This is a genomic window from Spiroplasma endosymbiont of Lasioglossum villosulum (genome assembly GCF_964020195.1).
GTDB lineage: Bacteria > Bacillota_I > Bacilli_A > Mycoplasmatales > VBWQ01 > Spiroplasma_E > Spiroplasma_E ixodetis_A.
The window spans coordinates 872,365-889,143 of record NZ_OZ026539.1 but is presented as its reverse complement, the minus strand read 5'-3'; the positions used below and the strand labels follow the sequence as shown (position 1 = coordinate 889,143).

Genomic DNA, 16,779 nt, shown 5'->3' with positions numbered 1-16,779 from the left:
AACTAATATTAGTTATTTACATTATTAAGGATAACACTTCAAAACAACGATTACAAACATCTTCTTTTGTTTCATTAACAATTAATCAACAGCGAGGACATTTAGTACCATCTTTTGTTTTAACATTAATAGTCCAATCATTAACGTTGCTATTATTATAATTAATATTAACTTCACTAACAATTAATAATTGTGCTAATTCTTTTTCATCAATTGTTGATAAGATATTATGATTATCTTTAAAAATAATAGTTACTATTGTTTCTAGGGCTGTTTTAACAATTTTGTCTTTTTTAGCTTGTTCAATAACTTTATTAACTTCATTTTTAAAGTTAATAAAATATTCTCATTTTTCCATTAGTTTTGTTGGTTTGTTTAAATTTCATGGTTGTGGAAATTTTTTTAAATGAATAGAATCACTGCTTGTGTTTAAATCTTTTTTAGTTAAACTTTGGAATGCTTCTTCAGTAGTGTGTGGTAAAATAGGGGCTAATAAACCAATTAAAGTTTTTACTATTAAAAACATTGTTATTTGTACTTGTTTTCTTCTAATGTCTTTTTTGCTATTAACATATAAAATATCTTTAGTAAAATCACAATAAAAAGCAGACAAATCATTAGTAACAAAATTTAAAATTAAATGATAGATAGTATTAAATTGGTAAGTTTGATAATTTTCATTAATTTTAATCACTAATCCGTTTAATTTATTTAAAATATATTGATCAACTTCTGATAAACTATTAATAATTTCTTCTTCTGTTTTATTTTCAATAGTTTTGATATCTAAATCAAATAAATTACCTAGTAAGAAACGAAAAATATTTCTGATTTTACGATAGTTTTCACTAACTTGTTTTAAAATTTCAGTACCAATTCTTGTATCATCAGTAAAATCAACACTGGCTACTCATAATCGTAAAATATCAGCACCATTAGTATCACAAATTGATTTAACACTAATAACATTACCAATTGATTTTGACATTTTATTGTCTTTAGCATCAGTTACAAAACCATGTGCTAACAAGTTTTTATATGGACTACTATTATTAGTAATAGTTCCTGTTGTTAAACTTGAATTAAATCAACCACGAAATTGATCATTACCCTCCAAATATAAATCTGCTGGTCAAGGTAAATTATTATTTTTAATAACTGCTAAGTGGGAAACACCACTATCATATCAAACATCCATGATATCTTGTTCTTTATAAAAAATACCATTTGGGCTATCTTTATGTTGATATTTAGGTGGTAATAAATCTTTTGCTTCTTTTTCAAATCAAATATTTGAACCATGTTTAGCAAATAAATCAGCCACATGATTAATAAGGTTTATATCCATGATTGGTTCTTTTTTTTCAGTATAAAAAATTGGAATTGGTAATCCTCAAGCACGTTGACGAGAAATGCATCAATCATAGCGATTATTTGTCATTAATAACATTCTTTTTTTTGCTCATTCAGGAACAAAATTTACTTTATTAATATTTTTAGTAAGTAATGGTTTGATTTTTTCAATAGCGATAAATCATTGTAAAGTAGCACGATAAATAACGGGTTTTTTAGTTCGTCAATCATGTGGATATTGATGTTTAAATCATTTCATACCAATTAATGTACCATTATTTTTTAAGCGCTCAACAATAATTTTATTAGTATCATCATAAAACTTATTGACTAATTGTTCATCATTGATTTCTGCTGTAAATTGACCTTGATCATTAATTGGACAAAGAATTTTGATATTATGTTTTAATCCTAAATCAAAATCTTCTTCACCAAACGCTGGAGCAGTATGAACAATTCCAGTTCCATCATTTATAGTAACATGAGAACCATGAACGATTGGGGTTTTTCTTTGATATAATGGATGTAATGCTGTTAATCCAATTAAATCTTTACCAGAAATTGTTTTAACAATTGTAAAATTGGTGATGTTGTTTGCTTTAGTAAAAGAATCAATCAATGGTTGTGCAATAATATATTGTTGTTCATTAGTCTTAATAATACTATATGTAAATTCTTCATTTACTGCTAACATTTGATTGCTAGGAATGGTTCATGGTGTTGTTGTTCAAATTACTAGTGAGGTAGGTAAGTTAAATATTTTTTTTTCATCATTTAGTAAAAAGGCAACATAAATAGCAACACTAGTTTTTGTTAAATATTCAACTTCAGCTTCAGCTAAGGCACTTTCACTTGATGGTGATCAATATACAGGATATAAATTACGATATACTAGTTTTTTTTCTACCATTTTAGCAAAAACTTTAATTTGTTCAGATTCATATTTTTTATCATAAGTAACATAATGATCTTCAAAATCTGTTAATAATCCTAATGTTTTAAATTGATTAATTTGATTAGCAACTTGCAGTTCTGCATATTTTTGACATTGTTTTCTAAAATCTGATACTGCTATTGTTTTACGATTAATTCCTGAGTTAGTAACTGCTGTTTCAATAGGTAAACCATGCGTATCTCAACCCGCAATATAGGGTGCATAATAATTGCTACTATTATAATAGCGAACAATAATATCTTTTAAAATTTTATTTAATGCATGTCCTAAATGTAGATCACCGTTAGCATATGGAGGTCCATCATGAAGGATAAAAGTTTTCGTAGATTTTTTATTTTTGTTAATTAGTTGTTGATATATTTTTTGGTCTTGTCAATATTTTTGTAGTTGTGGTTCTTTTATAGTTAAATTAGCACGCATTTCAAAGTTAGTTTGAGGCATTAATAATGTATCTTTATAGTTTTTATTCATGTATATTATTCTCCTTTAAAATAACAAGTTTTATTTGTACTAATTATTCTTTTTTATTCTTAAATCATTATACTAGTAATTACTTGAAATTTGTATAATATTTACTTTATTTTAATAATAAGATTTTATAAAACTTAAAAGTTAAAAATATTACTTTTAGTGAGTATTATTTTATAATAAAGTATAAACTTATTAAAGTTTATAAAAAATATTTTTAAAATTTTAAAAAAGAGGTTAATGAATAATGTTAAAAATTTTTATTTCATATCATCATTTAAGAGAACAAAAAGCAAAGGATGAATTATCAGAATTAATTTTGCAGTGTTATGGAGAATATTTTGAAGTGAAAGACGTATCTGTAAAACTAGGTGATATTGATCCGCAATTGCCTCCTAAAAAGATATTTAAAACTATTAGAGAAGAGTATTTAAAAGATTCAGACATTACTGTAGTTATTTTAGGAAAACATACAAAATGTAGAAAACATATTGATTGAGAAATTGCATCTTCATTATCAATATATGGTAGTCTTCATCGAAGGGGAAAAAATGGTTTATTAATACTTTTAACTGATGATTTTATTAAAAAAGCAAAAAAAAATTGTGATTTTAATGATAATGATTACAAAACTTTAATTAATGAACAAAATTCTACTCCAAGAATTTATGAAAATGTAATAAATAACTATGCAATCGTTGAAAGTTTTTCAAATGTAGTTTCAAATCCTTTAAAGTTTAAAAAATTACTTGATAAATGTCAAGATAAAGTTAAAACTGAAAAATTGAAAAAAAACTTTGATCTTTTCAAAGAAATAAATTTGTTTGAAGAAAATATAGAAGATTGTCCAAAAAAATCTAAAAAGAAACTAAATTGTTATCTCTCTTCACAAAAACAGAAATCACAAAAAAATTTGTTTGAAGAAAATATAGAAGATTGGCCAAAAAAATCTAAAAAGAAACTAAATTGTTATCTCTCTTCACAAAAACAGAAATCACAAAAAAATTTATTTGAAGACATTAAAACAAAAGTGAATAATATAGACTCTATTTCTGCAACTATTCAATATTTATTTGTTGATTTCTTTTTTTAAATCAAATTATTATCAAAAATATATAAAATTAAAAAGGTTTTATTTTTTTTAGTAAATAAAACTAAAAAAACTTTATTTTAGTAGTATAATAAAAATACTTACTTAGTTAAGGGTAAGTAAATATTCATTGCGGTTGGCACCTAACAGTGAATAGGAGTTACCATTATTGGTAACTCTTTTATTTTAAATAATTATTATATACCTCAAAATTTAATAATATTTAAATTATTTATATAATATGAAAATAAAAAATATTGTAAAAATTTCTAAAATTTGGTAAAAGATAAGTGTAAAACTAAATATAGTTTTTAATCCATTGCTTTGTTTGTAAGTAAATGGGTTTTATTTTACTAAGAAGGTGTATAAAATGCGTGATAATGATAAAAGAAAATCAACAACATTTCAGCGAATAATGGAAAATAATCCAGAAAATATTTTTGCTCAAACCGATGGTTCTATAAAAAAAGACATGGAGGTTTAGCAATAAAATCTTCTAGAAGTGAAAATAGTTTAAATGAAGCAAATAATGATAGTAATGTTTTAAATAAATATAAATATAATTGTCTTACAATTATAGAAGATCAAAAGATAAGTAAACTTAGAGAAGAAATTTTTAATTTTACAAAACAATTAGAAGATGTCAAAAGAACAAATGATGATTTAAATAAAAAATTAACTATTATTAGAGAAAATCTTTTTGAATTAGAAATTATTCAACTTAAACCTTTACTTGATGATTTAAAACGTAAAGAAAGAAAAATGGAAATAAATAAAACTAAGAAACAAAATACAACCGATAGTGAATTTAGAGAATATTTTGCGCTTAAAGAAACAATATCAGATAAAGAATTAGAAATTGAAGAACAAAGAAATATAAAAAAAGAATTGAATAATAATATTAAAAAAAATAATTCTAAAATTGAAGAATTAGAAAATACTATAAGCAATTTAAATAGTGAACTAGATAGTTATAGTGATGATTGGATGCCGTTATCATTAAAAGAAAATATTAATAGAAGAATAGAACTACAAAGAAAAATTGATGAAGAAAATTTAACTGAAGAGCAAAAACTAGAAATATTTTCTAATATTTCTAAGTTAAAAAAAGAAATAAAAAAAGAATGAAATATTAAAAATCAAAATGTTCAAAAAATTTATGAAGAAATTTTTCCAATTGAAGATAAGATATTTTATATAACAACTTTAGTTTATAATGATGAATCAATTTTTGAAGAAATAATATATTTTGATAATAATGAAAAAAATGAGGTTGAAGTTTGAAAACAGACTAAAAAGTACCAGAGTATTGAAGAATATAAAAAAAGCACTTGTTTAATTGATAAAGAAAATGCAAATAATATTAGTACAATGCCAGTTAAAGAATTATTAAAAGAACAAATGGAATTAAAATCAAAGCCATCTAAAACGGAGTGAAAAGTTTGGGTTATTATTTTAGTCATTACTATTGTTATTGTTGTTCTTCCAAATTTGCTTCCTGTGATTTTAGCTCCTTATTTGGCTGCTGCAATAGTGGCAACAATTAAGATTGATATTGCTATTGCTTCAGTTTTTATTAGTGGAGGTTTTAAAGCAATTACATCAGTTTTTTCAACTGCATCAAAAAAAGTTGAATCATGAATTTATAATAAAATATTTAAAAATAATAAAGATAAAAAAGAAAAAGAAAAAAAGAAGTTAAATCAGTATCTAAGGATTTAACAAGTGATAAATTAGAAACTAAGTTAGAAACACAATTTAATATATTAAAATAAGAACTGGATGGTAGAAAACTTAAAACTATAAATTAACTAATGAATGATAAAACAATAATAAATGTTGAAAATAATATAATTCCACTTGAAAATCAGTTTGATGTAGATAAAGCAAATTCTATGGACAATATGCAACCTCCTACAAATGTAAGACAACGACGTTACTCATTTTAAAATATAACGATAATTAGTTTAATTATTCTTACTTAATTAAGTAAGAATAATTTTTTATATATTTTTATATATATTTTTAATAAAAAATATATAATTTTATTGAGTATTTAAAGGTAGAAAAAATATTCAAAAAGTGAAAGGAATAATAAATTATGCCATGAAAATCTATTGAGAATAATAAATTAAAACAAGAAGCACATGCTAAAAATGCTGATAAAATAAATAAAGCTTGAGGAGAAAAAAATGAATCTGAAAGAAGAGAAAGAGTTTGTAAAAATCTTGAGTTAGATAAATCAAAAATAAATAGTGAATCTTCTTCAAGTGAAAGCAAAAACTCTAGTAGTAAAAATAGTAACCAGTTATAAAAAAACAATTTTTTTAATTAAAATAAACTTCAATATGAAGTTTATTTTAATTTATTTTTTTAATCTTAATTAAGATATTGATGAAATTAGCATTTATGTTATTAAAAATAGTGTTTATAACTTAAAAGATATATAATAAAAAATTATTTATTTAATCTTTTGTAAATTTTTCTTGATTTTAATATATATATATCATATAATATATAAGCTAGAATAAGCCAAAGACAGCAACGGACTTTTGTCTTAATTATGTTGCTCAGGTAATTTCCATCATTATATATGCATGTGATTTACTCGGTTTTGTTCCGAGTTTTATTTACTACTTATTGCTAGTTATTTCAGAATAATAAGGAGGTGTACTTATGCGCCCAGCAATGGTTGAAAAACAAAAAACTATTGATTTAATTGCTAAGCAAATTAATGATTCAAAAACAACAATTGTTGTACAATATCAAGGTATGAATGTTGAAGAAATTAGTTCTTTATGTAAGGAATTAAGAGCTAAAGGTGCAACATTCACTATTTATAAGAATAATTTAGTTGCTCGTGCTTTAAAAAAAGAATATTCATCGCTTGAAAGTAGTTTAGTTGGCCCAAATGGTTTTATCTTTGGATTTGAAAACGACTTAGAAACAGCTAAAATAGTTTCTAATTATGCTAAAATTAATAAATTATTAGTATTAAGAGGTGGCATTTTTGAAGGGAAAGTTATTGACCAAAGTGAGTTACAAAAAATAGCTTCATTACCATCAAAATTAGAATTAATTTCAATGTTAGCTTCTTGTTTACAAGCACCAGTTTGCAATTTGGCTTTAGCAATTAAAGCAGTAGCCCAACAAAAAGAAAACGCATAATTAACACTTATTAAATAAAAAAATATATGGAGGAAAAAATAATGGAAAATATTACAAATAAACAAATTATTGAACATGTTAAAACAATGACAGCAGTTCAATTAAAAGAATTAGTTGAATTAATTGAAACAACTTTTGGAGTAACTGCAGCAGTTGTTTCTGCACCATCAGCAGCTAAAGAAGAAGCAACAAAACCATCAACAGTTTCTGTAATCTTAAAAGAAGTAGGAGACAAAAAAGTTGATGTTATTAAAGCAGTTAAAGCAATTGTTGGTGGTACAATGTCTTTAATGGATGCTAAAAAAATGGTTGATGCAGTAGCAACAGGACCACAAAAGATTTTAGAAAATATTGATACAGCAAAAGCAACAGAACACGAAGCAACGTTAAAAGCCGTTGGTGCTATTGTTGAAGTTAAGTAGTTCAAATATTAAAAATTTATATGAAAACCAGTTTTAATTAATACTGGTTTTCTGTTTGTTATTTAACTAAAAATTATCAACTTAAAACTTAATATTTTATCAAACTAATTAGTAAATTAATACTAATTAACTGAAATCAAATTATTTGATTTTAATAAATTTTTAAAATTGGAGATGAACCAATGTCATATACTACAAAACAATTTGGTCATTATGCTAAAAGACGTGACTATACTAAAGTATCAGGAAATTTAGATCTTCCTGATTTAATTTCAATTCAACGTGATACTTATAAATGATTTATTGATACAGGAATACAAGAAGTATTTAATGAAATATTTCCGGTAACTGATAATGATAATCGTATTATTTTATCATTGATTGATTGAGAATTTCGTAAACCAAGAAGAACATTAAAAGAAGCAAAAGATGAGTCAAAAACTTATGAAGCACCAATCTATACAAAATTATCTTTATCAATTCATGAAAATAATCATCATTTAACTATTGCTGCTAAAGATAATATTTTAGATTATTTAATGCGTTGAATTAAAGACCAATTTGGTATTAAAAACATTAATGAACCAAAAGTTAGCGATAATATATATTATTTTGAAGAAAAAAATGTTCATGCTAATAGTGAATTTTCAACTATTGAAGTTACTATTAAAAGTAGAGAAGAAGATGTTTTAATTGTTGATTATACATTAACTCGTGAAGGAGATGTATTTTTAGGTGATTTTCCATTAATGACACAAAAAGGAACATTTATTATTAATGGAAGTGAAAAGGTTGTTGTTTCACAATTAGTTCGTTCACCAGGTGCATATTTTAAAATTGAAATTGATCCAAAAACCGGATTATATAAATTTTTAGGTGATTTAATTCCATCACGTGGAACTTGACTAGAATTTGAAACTGATTCTAAACGTAATAAATTAGTTCGTAATAAAAATGCAATTAAAGATATTATTCAAGTTAAAATTGAAAAATCACGTAAAATTGCAGTAACCACTTTACTTACTGCCTTAGGATTAACTAAAGATGATGTTATTAATATCATTGGTAAAGATGATGTTTTATTAAATACTTATGAATATGATGAACATCAAAATTGACCAGCAGCAGTACAAGAAATTTATAAAAAAATTAAAGCCGGAGAAACTGCCAGTGTTGATGGTGCTGCAAAATTTTTAACTGGATTATTATTTGATTCAAAAAAATATGATTTAACAAAAGCAGGAAGATATAAGCTAATTCAAAAATTAGCTATTACAGATCGTGTTTTAAATTACATTCTAGCTGAAGATATTAAAGATATTAGAGGTAATGTTGTTTTATCCAAAAAAACAGTAATTGGTAAATCACAATTAGAAATTCTAAAAACAGTATTAGAAGAAGGAGCATGTTTAGTACCTTTAAAAACATCAATCAGTGATAGTGAACCAAAACATTATGTGCAGTTAATTAAAGTTTATAATGATAAAGAAAGATTAAATGAAGTTATTAATGTTGTTGGAATTAATCCTAAATGTAAAGAAGTAATTATTACTATTGCTGATGTTTTAGCAACGCTTTCTTATATTTTAAATTTTGTTCATGGTATTGGTAATGCTGATGATATTGATCACTTAGCAAATCGTCGTATTCGTACAATTGGTGAATTATTACAAAACCAATTTCGTATTGGAATGGGACGTATTGAAAAAAACGTTAAAGAAAAAATGTCAACTACTGATAGTGATAAAATGAAACCAGCAAATATTACAAATAATAAACCATTAACAGCTGTTATTGGTGAGTTTTTTAACTTATCACAATTATCACAATTTATGGATCAAACTAATCCATTAGCAGAATTGGCTAATAAAAGACGTTTAACTGCTTTAGGACCTGGTGGATTATCACGTGATCGTGCTAGTTTAGAAGTTCGTGATGTTCACTATTCTCACTATGGAAGAATTTGTCCGATTGAAACTCCTGAAGGACCTAATATTGGTTTAATCAATAATTTAGCCACTTATGCTCGTATTAATGAATACGGTTTTATTGAAACACCTTACCGTCAAGTAATTGCAGGTAAAATTACTAATGAAATTAAATATTTAACTGCTGGTGAAGAAAAGAATTATATCATTGCACAAGCTAATATTGAATTAGATACTAATAATGTTATTAAAAATAATAATGTTATTGCTCGTAGTAATGGTCAAAATATTATTGTTGGACCAAACGAAGTTGAATATATTGATGTTTCACCAAAACAAATTGTGTCAATAGCTACAAGTTGTATTCCCTTTTTAGAAAATGATGATGCTAACCGTGCTTTAATGGGAGCTAATATGCAACGTCAAGCAATTCCATTATTAAAACCGCAAACACCAATTGTTGGTACGGGTGTTGAGTATGCTGTTGCTCGTGACTCAGGATTAGCTATTGTTGCTAATTTACCGGGAGTTGTACAATATGTTGATTCTCATGAAATTATTATTAAATCAGAAGATGAAATAACAACTTATGAGTTAAGTCGTTTTGAACGTAGTAATCAAGGAACAGCAGTAACTCATGTGCCATTAGTAAAAGTTGGTGATAAAGTTGAAGTTAATCAAATTTTAGCAGATGGACCTTCGATGAAAGATGGCGAACTTGCATTAGGACAAAATGTAATTATTGCTTTCATGACTTGACATGGTTATAACTATGAAGATGCTATTATTATTAGTGAACGTTTAGTAAAAGATGATGTTTATACTTCAATGCATATTGAAGAATATAATTTAGAATGTCGAAAAACAAAACAAGGTAAAGAAGAAATTACACGTGAAATCCCTAATACTTCTGAACAATCAAGAGGTTATCTTGATGATGAAGGAATTGTTTTAATTGGAACTGAAGTTAAAGAAGGAGATATTCTTGTTGGTAAAGTTACACCAAAAGGTCAAACACAATCAACTGCTGAAGAAAAATTATTAGCAGCTATTTTTGGTGAAAAATCACGTAATGTTAAAGATAATTCATTACGAGTACCTAATGGTGGTGCTGGAATTGTTCAAGGTATTAAACGTTATAAACGTGAAGATGGTTTTGACTTACCTTCAGAAGTAGAAGAAGTAGTTAAAATATTTATTGTCCAAAAACGTAAAATCCGAGAAGGAGATAAAATGGCTGGAAGACACGGAAATAAAGGTGTTATTTCTAAAGTCTTACCAATTGAAGATATGCCTTTCCTAGAAGATGGAACACCGGTTGATATTATGTTAAATCCATTAGGAGTACCATCGCGGATGAATATTGGACAAATTCTTGAATTACACTTAGGAATGGCTGCTAAAACTTTAGGAATTAAAGTAGCAACCCCTGTTTTTGATGGTGCAAAAAATCAAGACTTGTTAGATATTATGAAAGAAGCAAAATATAATGATTTTGATAAATTAACATTATATGATGGTTTAACTGGTGAAAAGTTTGCCAAGAAAATTTCTGTTGGTGTTATGTATATGCTAAAACTATCACATATGGTAGATGATAAATTACATGCTCGTAATGTGGGTCCATATTCATTAATTACTCAACAACCATTAGGTGGTAAGGCACAAAATGGTGGACAAAGATTTGGAGAAATGGAAGTTTGAGCATTAGAAGCTTATGGTGCTGCTCATACTTTACAAGAAATCCTAACTATTAAATCTGATGATATTAAAGGTAGAATTAAAACTTATGAAGCGATTCTACGTAATAAACAGATTCCAACGCCAGGTATCCCTGAATCATTTAATGTTTTAACAAAAGAACTACAAGGTTTAGGAATAAATATTGTGTTAATTGACGAAAAAGGTCAAGAACAAAAAGTGGTAACTTACGATGAAGAAGTCGAAAGTTATCTTGAGGATTAGAAAAGGAGTAATAAATATATGCAAATGCAAAAAAATTCAAAACATTATACTGCCCTTAAAATTTCTCTTGCTTCTCCCGATCAAATTCGCTCATGATCACATGGAGAAATTACAAAGCCAGAAACAATTAATTATAAGTCATTAAAACCTGAAAAAGATGGATTATTTGATGCACGAATATTTGGACCAACTAAAAATTATGAATGTACTTGTGGTAAATATAAGAAAATAAAAAATAAAGGTAAAGTTTGTGAACGTTGTTTAGTAGAAATTACTGAAGCAATTGTTCGACGTGAACGTTTAGGACACATTGAGTTAGAAGAGCCAGTAACTCATATTTGAATGTTAAAGGCTTCTCCTTCAAGAATTGCGTTAGCATTAGATATGAAAGCTAAAGACTTAGAAGAAGTAGCATATTTTGTTTCTTATATTGTTTTAGACCCAGGGACCGCTAAAGGTTTAAAACAAAAAATGATTATGGATTTAGGTAATGCTAAATCTTCAACTGATACTCGTAATCGTTTACGTAAAGTATTTGCACAAATTTTAGAACAATTAGAACCTTCTTCTTTTGCTTATACTCGTGCTCAAATGTTAACTGATACTTTAGCAGATACTTCACGTCCATTTTCAATGGATGAATGTGCTCAATTTATTACTAAACATACTGGAACAAAATTTGGAATTGGTGCTTCAGCTATTGAGTATTTATTAAAAAATATTAATTTAGAAAAAGAATTTCTTGCCATTAAAAAACAATTGACAAACAAGAAATCACAAACTGATCGTAGAAAACTAGAACGTCGTTTAGATGTTATTGATTCATTTGCTAAATCAGGAAATAAACCAGAATGAATGGTATTACACGCTATTCCGGTGATTCCACCTGATATTCGTCCAATTATTCAGTTAGATGGTGGTCGTTTTACAACATCAGAAATTAATGATTTATATCGAAGAATTATTATTCGTAATGAACGCTTAAAAAAAGTAAAACAAATGGGAGCACCAATCTTAATTATTAATAATGAAAAAAGAATGTTGCAAGAATCAGTTGATGCTTTATTTGATAATGAACGTAAAGCACGTCCAGTAACAGGAAGAGATAAACGTCCATTAAAATCTTTAACTTCAACATTAAAAGGAAAACAAGGACGTTTCCGTCAAAACTTATTAGGTAAGCGTGTTGATTATTCAGGTCGAAGTGTTATTGCTGTTGGTCCGGAATTAAAAATGTATCAATGTGGTATTCCTCGTGATATGGCAATTATTTTGTTCAAACCTTTTGTTGTGCAAAGATTAGTTCATCAAGAATTAGCTTTAAATATTAAAATTGCTGAAAAATTAATTGAAATCCAAGATGAACGAATTTGAGATGTTTTAGAAGAAGTAATTAAAGATCGTCCTGTTTTATTAAACCGTGCCCCAACTTTACACCGTTTAGGAATTCAAGCATTTGAACCAATTCTAGTTAAAGGGAAAGCTATTCGTTTACATCCACTAGTAACTCCTGCTTTTAATGCTGACTTTGATGGTGACCAAATGGCTGTTCACGTGCCAATTACCCAAGAAGCAGTAGCTGAAGCAAGAAGTTTAATGTTAGGTTCAAAAAATATTTTAAGTCCTAAAGATGGTAAACCAATTGTTACGCCAACTCAAGATATGGTTCTTGGTAATTATTATTTAACTATTGAAAAATTAGATGAATTAGGTCAAGGTTCAATTTTTAAAGATGTTAATGAAGCAATTAAAGCTTATGATACAAAACAAGTTTCATTACATGCTATTATTGGAATTCGTGTTGCTAGTTTAGGTGCAAGTAAATTTGCTGCTACCGATCAAAACAAATTTTTAATTACTACTATTGGTAAGATTATTTTTAATCAAATGTTTTCAGAAAGAATGCCATTTATTAATCGCCCAAATATTATTAATTTAACTGAAACCCATAATGAAGATTTAGTTACAACTGATGTTGATTTTCGTGAATTTATTAAAAAAAGAATTATTGTTGAACCATTTAAGAAAAAAGCTTTAGCAGATATTATTCATAAATATTTTAAAACTTTTGGAACTCAATTAACTGCACAAATGTTAGATAAAATGAAAAATCTTGGTTTTAAATTTTCAACAATTTCAGGAACAACAATTTCTGCAGGCGATGTTGTATCTTATTCAGGTAAAACAAGATTATTTAAAGAAGCAGATGAATATGTTAAAACAATTAACAAGTTTTATAAACAAGGTATGCTAACTAATCGTGAGCGTCATTACCATATTATTAATAAATGAAGTGGAATTAAAAATAATATTCAAGTTGAACTAGAAACAGTTTTAAGAAAAGATATTGAAAATCCAATCTTTATGATGTGAGATTCAGGTGCTAGAACTAATATTAGTAACTTTACTCAATTAGTAGGGATGCGTGGTTTAATGAATAATCCAAAAGGAGAAGTTATTGAATTACCAATTAAATCTTCATTCCGTGAAGGATTAAATGTTTCAGAGTTCTTTATTTCTACCCATGGTGCTCGTAAAGGAATGGCAGATATGGCGCTTAAAACTTCTGACTCAGGTTATTTAACAAGAAGACTAGTTGACGTTTCACAAGATATTATTGTTACTGAAGAAGATTGTAATACCGGTAATGGCTTTATAATTAGTGACGTTGTTGACCAAAAACGTAATAATATTATTGTGCCCTTACGTGACCGTTTATTTGGACGTTTTGTTCAAGGTGATGTTGTTGATAGTAAAAATAATGTAATTGTTGCAAATAATGAATTAATTACTGAAAAATTAGTAGAAACAATATTAGAGGCAAAAATTACAAAAATAAATATTCGTTCAGTTTTAACTTGTGAAGCAAGTTATGGTGTTTGTCAAAAATGTTATGGTATTAATTTAACAACAGGTTCTATTGTTGCTATTGGTGAAGCAGTTGGAATTATTGCAGCGCAATCAATTGGTGAACCAGGAACTCAACTAACGATGAGAACTTTCCATACTGGAGGAGTTGCTGGTGGTAGTGATATTACCCAAGGATTACCAAGAATTAAAGAATTATTAGATATTACTAATCCCAAAGGTGCTGTTGCTATTATTAGTGAGTTTGATGGTAAAGTAACAGATATTCGTGAAGAGCAAGGAATTTATACAATTACTGTAAAGTCAAAACTTGACTATAAAGAATATAAAACTCAATATAATGCGCAGGTAAGAATTAAAATTGGTGATAATGTTAAGATTGGCCAAAAACTAACTGAAGGTGCAATTAATATTACACAATTACTAGAAATAGCAGGAATCATTGAAGTTCAACAATATATTTTAAAAGAAGTACAACGTGTTTATCGTTTACAAGGAATTGAAATTTCTGATAAGTATATTGAAATTATTGTAAAACAAATGTTGAATCGTATTTTTGTAGTTGAAGGTAATGATTCACCATTATTGCCTGGAGCGATTGTTGATATCAAAGAATTTAAGAATGTTAATGCTAAAATTATTGTTGCTGGTAAAAAACCCGCTTTTGGTCATCCAATTATTTTAGGGATTAAAAAAGCACCATTAGAATCAGAATCATTCTTGGCTGCTGCTTCTTTCCAAGATACAACAAGAGTATTAACTAATGCTGTTATTAAGTCAAAACAAGATAATTTACGTGGTTTAAAGGAAAATGTTATTTTAGGAAACTTGATACCGGCCGGTACTGGTTTAATGCCAACTGAGAAGTTAATAGGTATGGGTAATTCTTCACTTGAAGAAGAATACTAAATTAAAATAAAAATAAAAAGTGAGAATTTTATTCTCACTTTTTAAATATTTATATTTTATTTTCTAATGTTTAATTTTACTAGTTGTATGTTTTAAAGATAGGATAAATATATTTCTGGACATTCTTGTGTATAATTAGTTTTACCAGAATTTATAAATTTTTTTGTTTTTTTAGTAAACTCTTGCATTGTTTTTTCTTCTTTTTCTTTTGCTTCACATTCTTCTGAATTACCTTTTTTATGGAGATGTATTCTTTTAAAATTTTCATCTTTCATTATACTTATTTTTTGTAGTTTACTACCAATTCCACTATCTTTACTATTATGTTTTAAAGATAATTTTCTTAAAAGATTACTTTTATTATCATCTTTAGTAAAGTTGGTTGTAGTTTCTTGTAGTAATTGATTATTAATTTCACTATCTTGAATTGAAGTTAATATTACATTATCTATTTTTTCCTCTAATTTAAAAGGTACTACAATATTACTATCATCATCTTTGTTAAAATCATTATCTTTACTCAAAGTTAATATTGCATCATTTATTTTTTCCTCTGATTTAGAAGGTACTACAATATTACTATCATCATCTTCGTTAAAACCACTATCTTGACTTGAAGTTAATTTTTCATTATTTATTTTTTCCTCTGATTTAGAAGGTACTACACTATCATTATCATCATTTTCTTTGTTAACACCATTATCTTTATTTGAAGATAATTTTGCATTTTCTATTTCTTCGTCTGATTCAGAAAGTATTTCAATATCACTATCTTCTTCTTTAAAACCATTATCTTTATTTGAAGATAATATTGCATTATCTATTTCTTTTTTTTCATTAAAAACAGTATCTTTAGTATTATCTTTTAAAACAGTTGGTTTTAAAAAACTAGGGCTGATAACATTTTGATAAAACATTTCTTCTTTTTTATGATTAGATTGAACTTTATCAAGTAAATTTTTAAGAATTATTATATCTGAAAAGATTTCATCATAAGTAGCAATAATTACATGTTTATTTATTACGGTTTCATATATTCTTTGACCAGCATTTTCTTGGGTGATTAAAGAAGAATAATCACAAGTGTTATTAAAATTACAATTTATTTTTGCTTTTTTAATAAAATCAGCAGTTAAAAGTATTATAAAACTATTTATCTTCTTTCTTCTATTTAAACTTCCATATTTATTTAATGAAGCTTCAATTTCTCAGTCAATATGTTGTCTACATTTTGTATGTATTCCTAGAATAAGAATAGTAATAGTTGTATCTTTTAAATGATTTTGTCTAATAGTTTTAGCGATTTCATTATTTGATCATGTGGTATCAATATCCCCTATTTCTACAGACATGTCTTTTATATTTAAATAATTAGCATACTTTTTAATTAACTCTGCTAATTGGTCTTTTTCTTCTTGTTCTCTTAGATGATGATATGAAATAAAAATTTTTCTCACTGTTTAACTCCTTTTTTTAACATTATTAAGACTTATGTTTTATAATCAAAAAAATTATAAAACATAAGTCTTAATAGGTAATTTTAAAGATATTGTTTTAAAAATTTAAATTTGTTTTTTACTTATATTTTATTTAAACATTTAATATTTTAATCTGTGTAGTTTAATAATTTTTTGATTTGTTCATTAGTTGCAG

General features: G+C 26.2%; 9 protein-coding genes. 7 read left to right on the top strand and 2 right to left on the bottom strand.

The genetic code is table 4. From position 1 onward, the window contains the following. Positions 1 to 16: 16 nt before the first annotated feature. Positions 17 to 2,779, bottom strand: coding sequence for an isoleucine--tRNA ligase (ileS, locus tag AACK81_RS05020; RefSeq protein ID WP_338960305.1), 2,763 nt, complete (start codon positions 2,777 to 2,779; stop codon positions 17 to 19). A 244-nt stretch (positions 2,780 to 3,023) separates the two neighbouring features. Here ileS and AACK81_RS05015 point away from each other — a divergent pair, with 244 nt between their 5' ends. The 7 genes from AACK81_RS05015 (at position 3,024) to rpoC (ending at position 15,126) form a co-directional block, all read left to right on the top strand. Continuing rightward, positions 3,024 to 3,869, top strand: a complete 846-nt coding sequence (locus AACK81_RS05015) for a TIR domain-containing protein (protein WP_338960303.1) — start codon at positions 3,024 to 3,026, stop codon at positions 3,867 to 3,869. A gap of 759 nt (positions 3,870 to 4,628) precedes the next feature. Then, on the top strand, positions 4,629 to 5,588 hold the full coding sequence (locus AACK81_RS05010; protein WP_338960301.1) for a hypothetical protein: 960 nt from the start codon (positions 4,629 to 4,631) through the stop codon (positions 5,586 to 5,588). Between the two features lie 379 nt (positions 5,589 to 5,967). Beyond that, complete coding sequence (locus AACK81_RS05005) at positions 5,968 to 6,180, top strand: hypothetical protein (protein WP_252320294.1); 213 nt, start codon at positions 5,968 to 5,970, stop codon at positions 6,178 to 6,180. 362 nt (positions 6,181 to 6,542) lie between these two features. Then, positions 6,543 to 7,034, top strand: a complete 492-nt coding sequence (rplJ, locus tag AACK81_RS05000) for a 50S ribosomal protein L10 (RefSeq protein ID WP_338960299.1) — start codon at positions 6,543 to 6,545, stop codon at positions 7,032 to 7,034. Positions 7,035 to 7,075: 41 nt separating this feature from the next. Beyond that, positions 7,076 to 7,456 carry a 50S ribosomal protein L7/L12 gene (gene rplL / locus AACK81_RS04995; RefSeq protein WP_338960297.1) on the top strand — a complete coding sequence of 127 codons (381 nt, stop codon included), beginning with the start codon at positions 7,076 to 7,078 and terminating at the stop codon, positions 7,454 to 7,456. 182 nt (positions 7,457 to 7,638) lie between these two features. Continuing rightward, complete coding sequence (locus AACK81_RS04990) at positions 7,639 to 11,349, top strand: DNA-directed RNA polymerase subunit beta (protein WP_338960294.1); 3,711 nt, start codon at positions 7,639 to 7,641, stop codon at positions 11,347 to 11,349. Positions 11,350 to 11,373: 24 nt separating this feature from the next. After that, the gene (gene rpoC / locus AACK81_RS04985; protein WP_338963042.1) at positions 11,374 to 15,126 is read left to right on the top strand and encodes a DNA-directed RNA polymerase subunit beta'; all 3,753 of its coding nucleotides are present in this window, start codon (positions 11,374 to 11,376) and stop codon (positions 15,124 to 15,126) included. Between the two features lie 92 nt (positions 15,127 to 15,218). On the opposite strand, the gene AACK81_RS04980 is transcribed toward rpoC, so the two are convergent. Beyond that, a complete protein-coding gene (locus AACK81_RS04980; protein WP_338960292.1) occupies positions 15,219 to 16,583 on the bottom strand; it encodes a TIR domain-containing protein in 1,365 nt (454 codons plus the stop codon). Between the last annotated feature and the right edge of the window lie 196 nt (positions 16,584 to 16,779).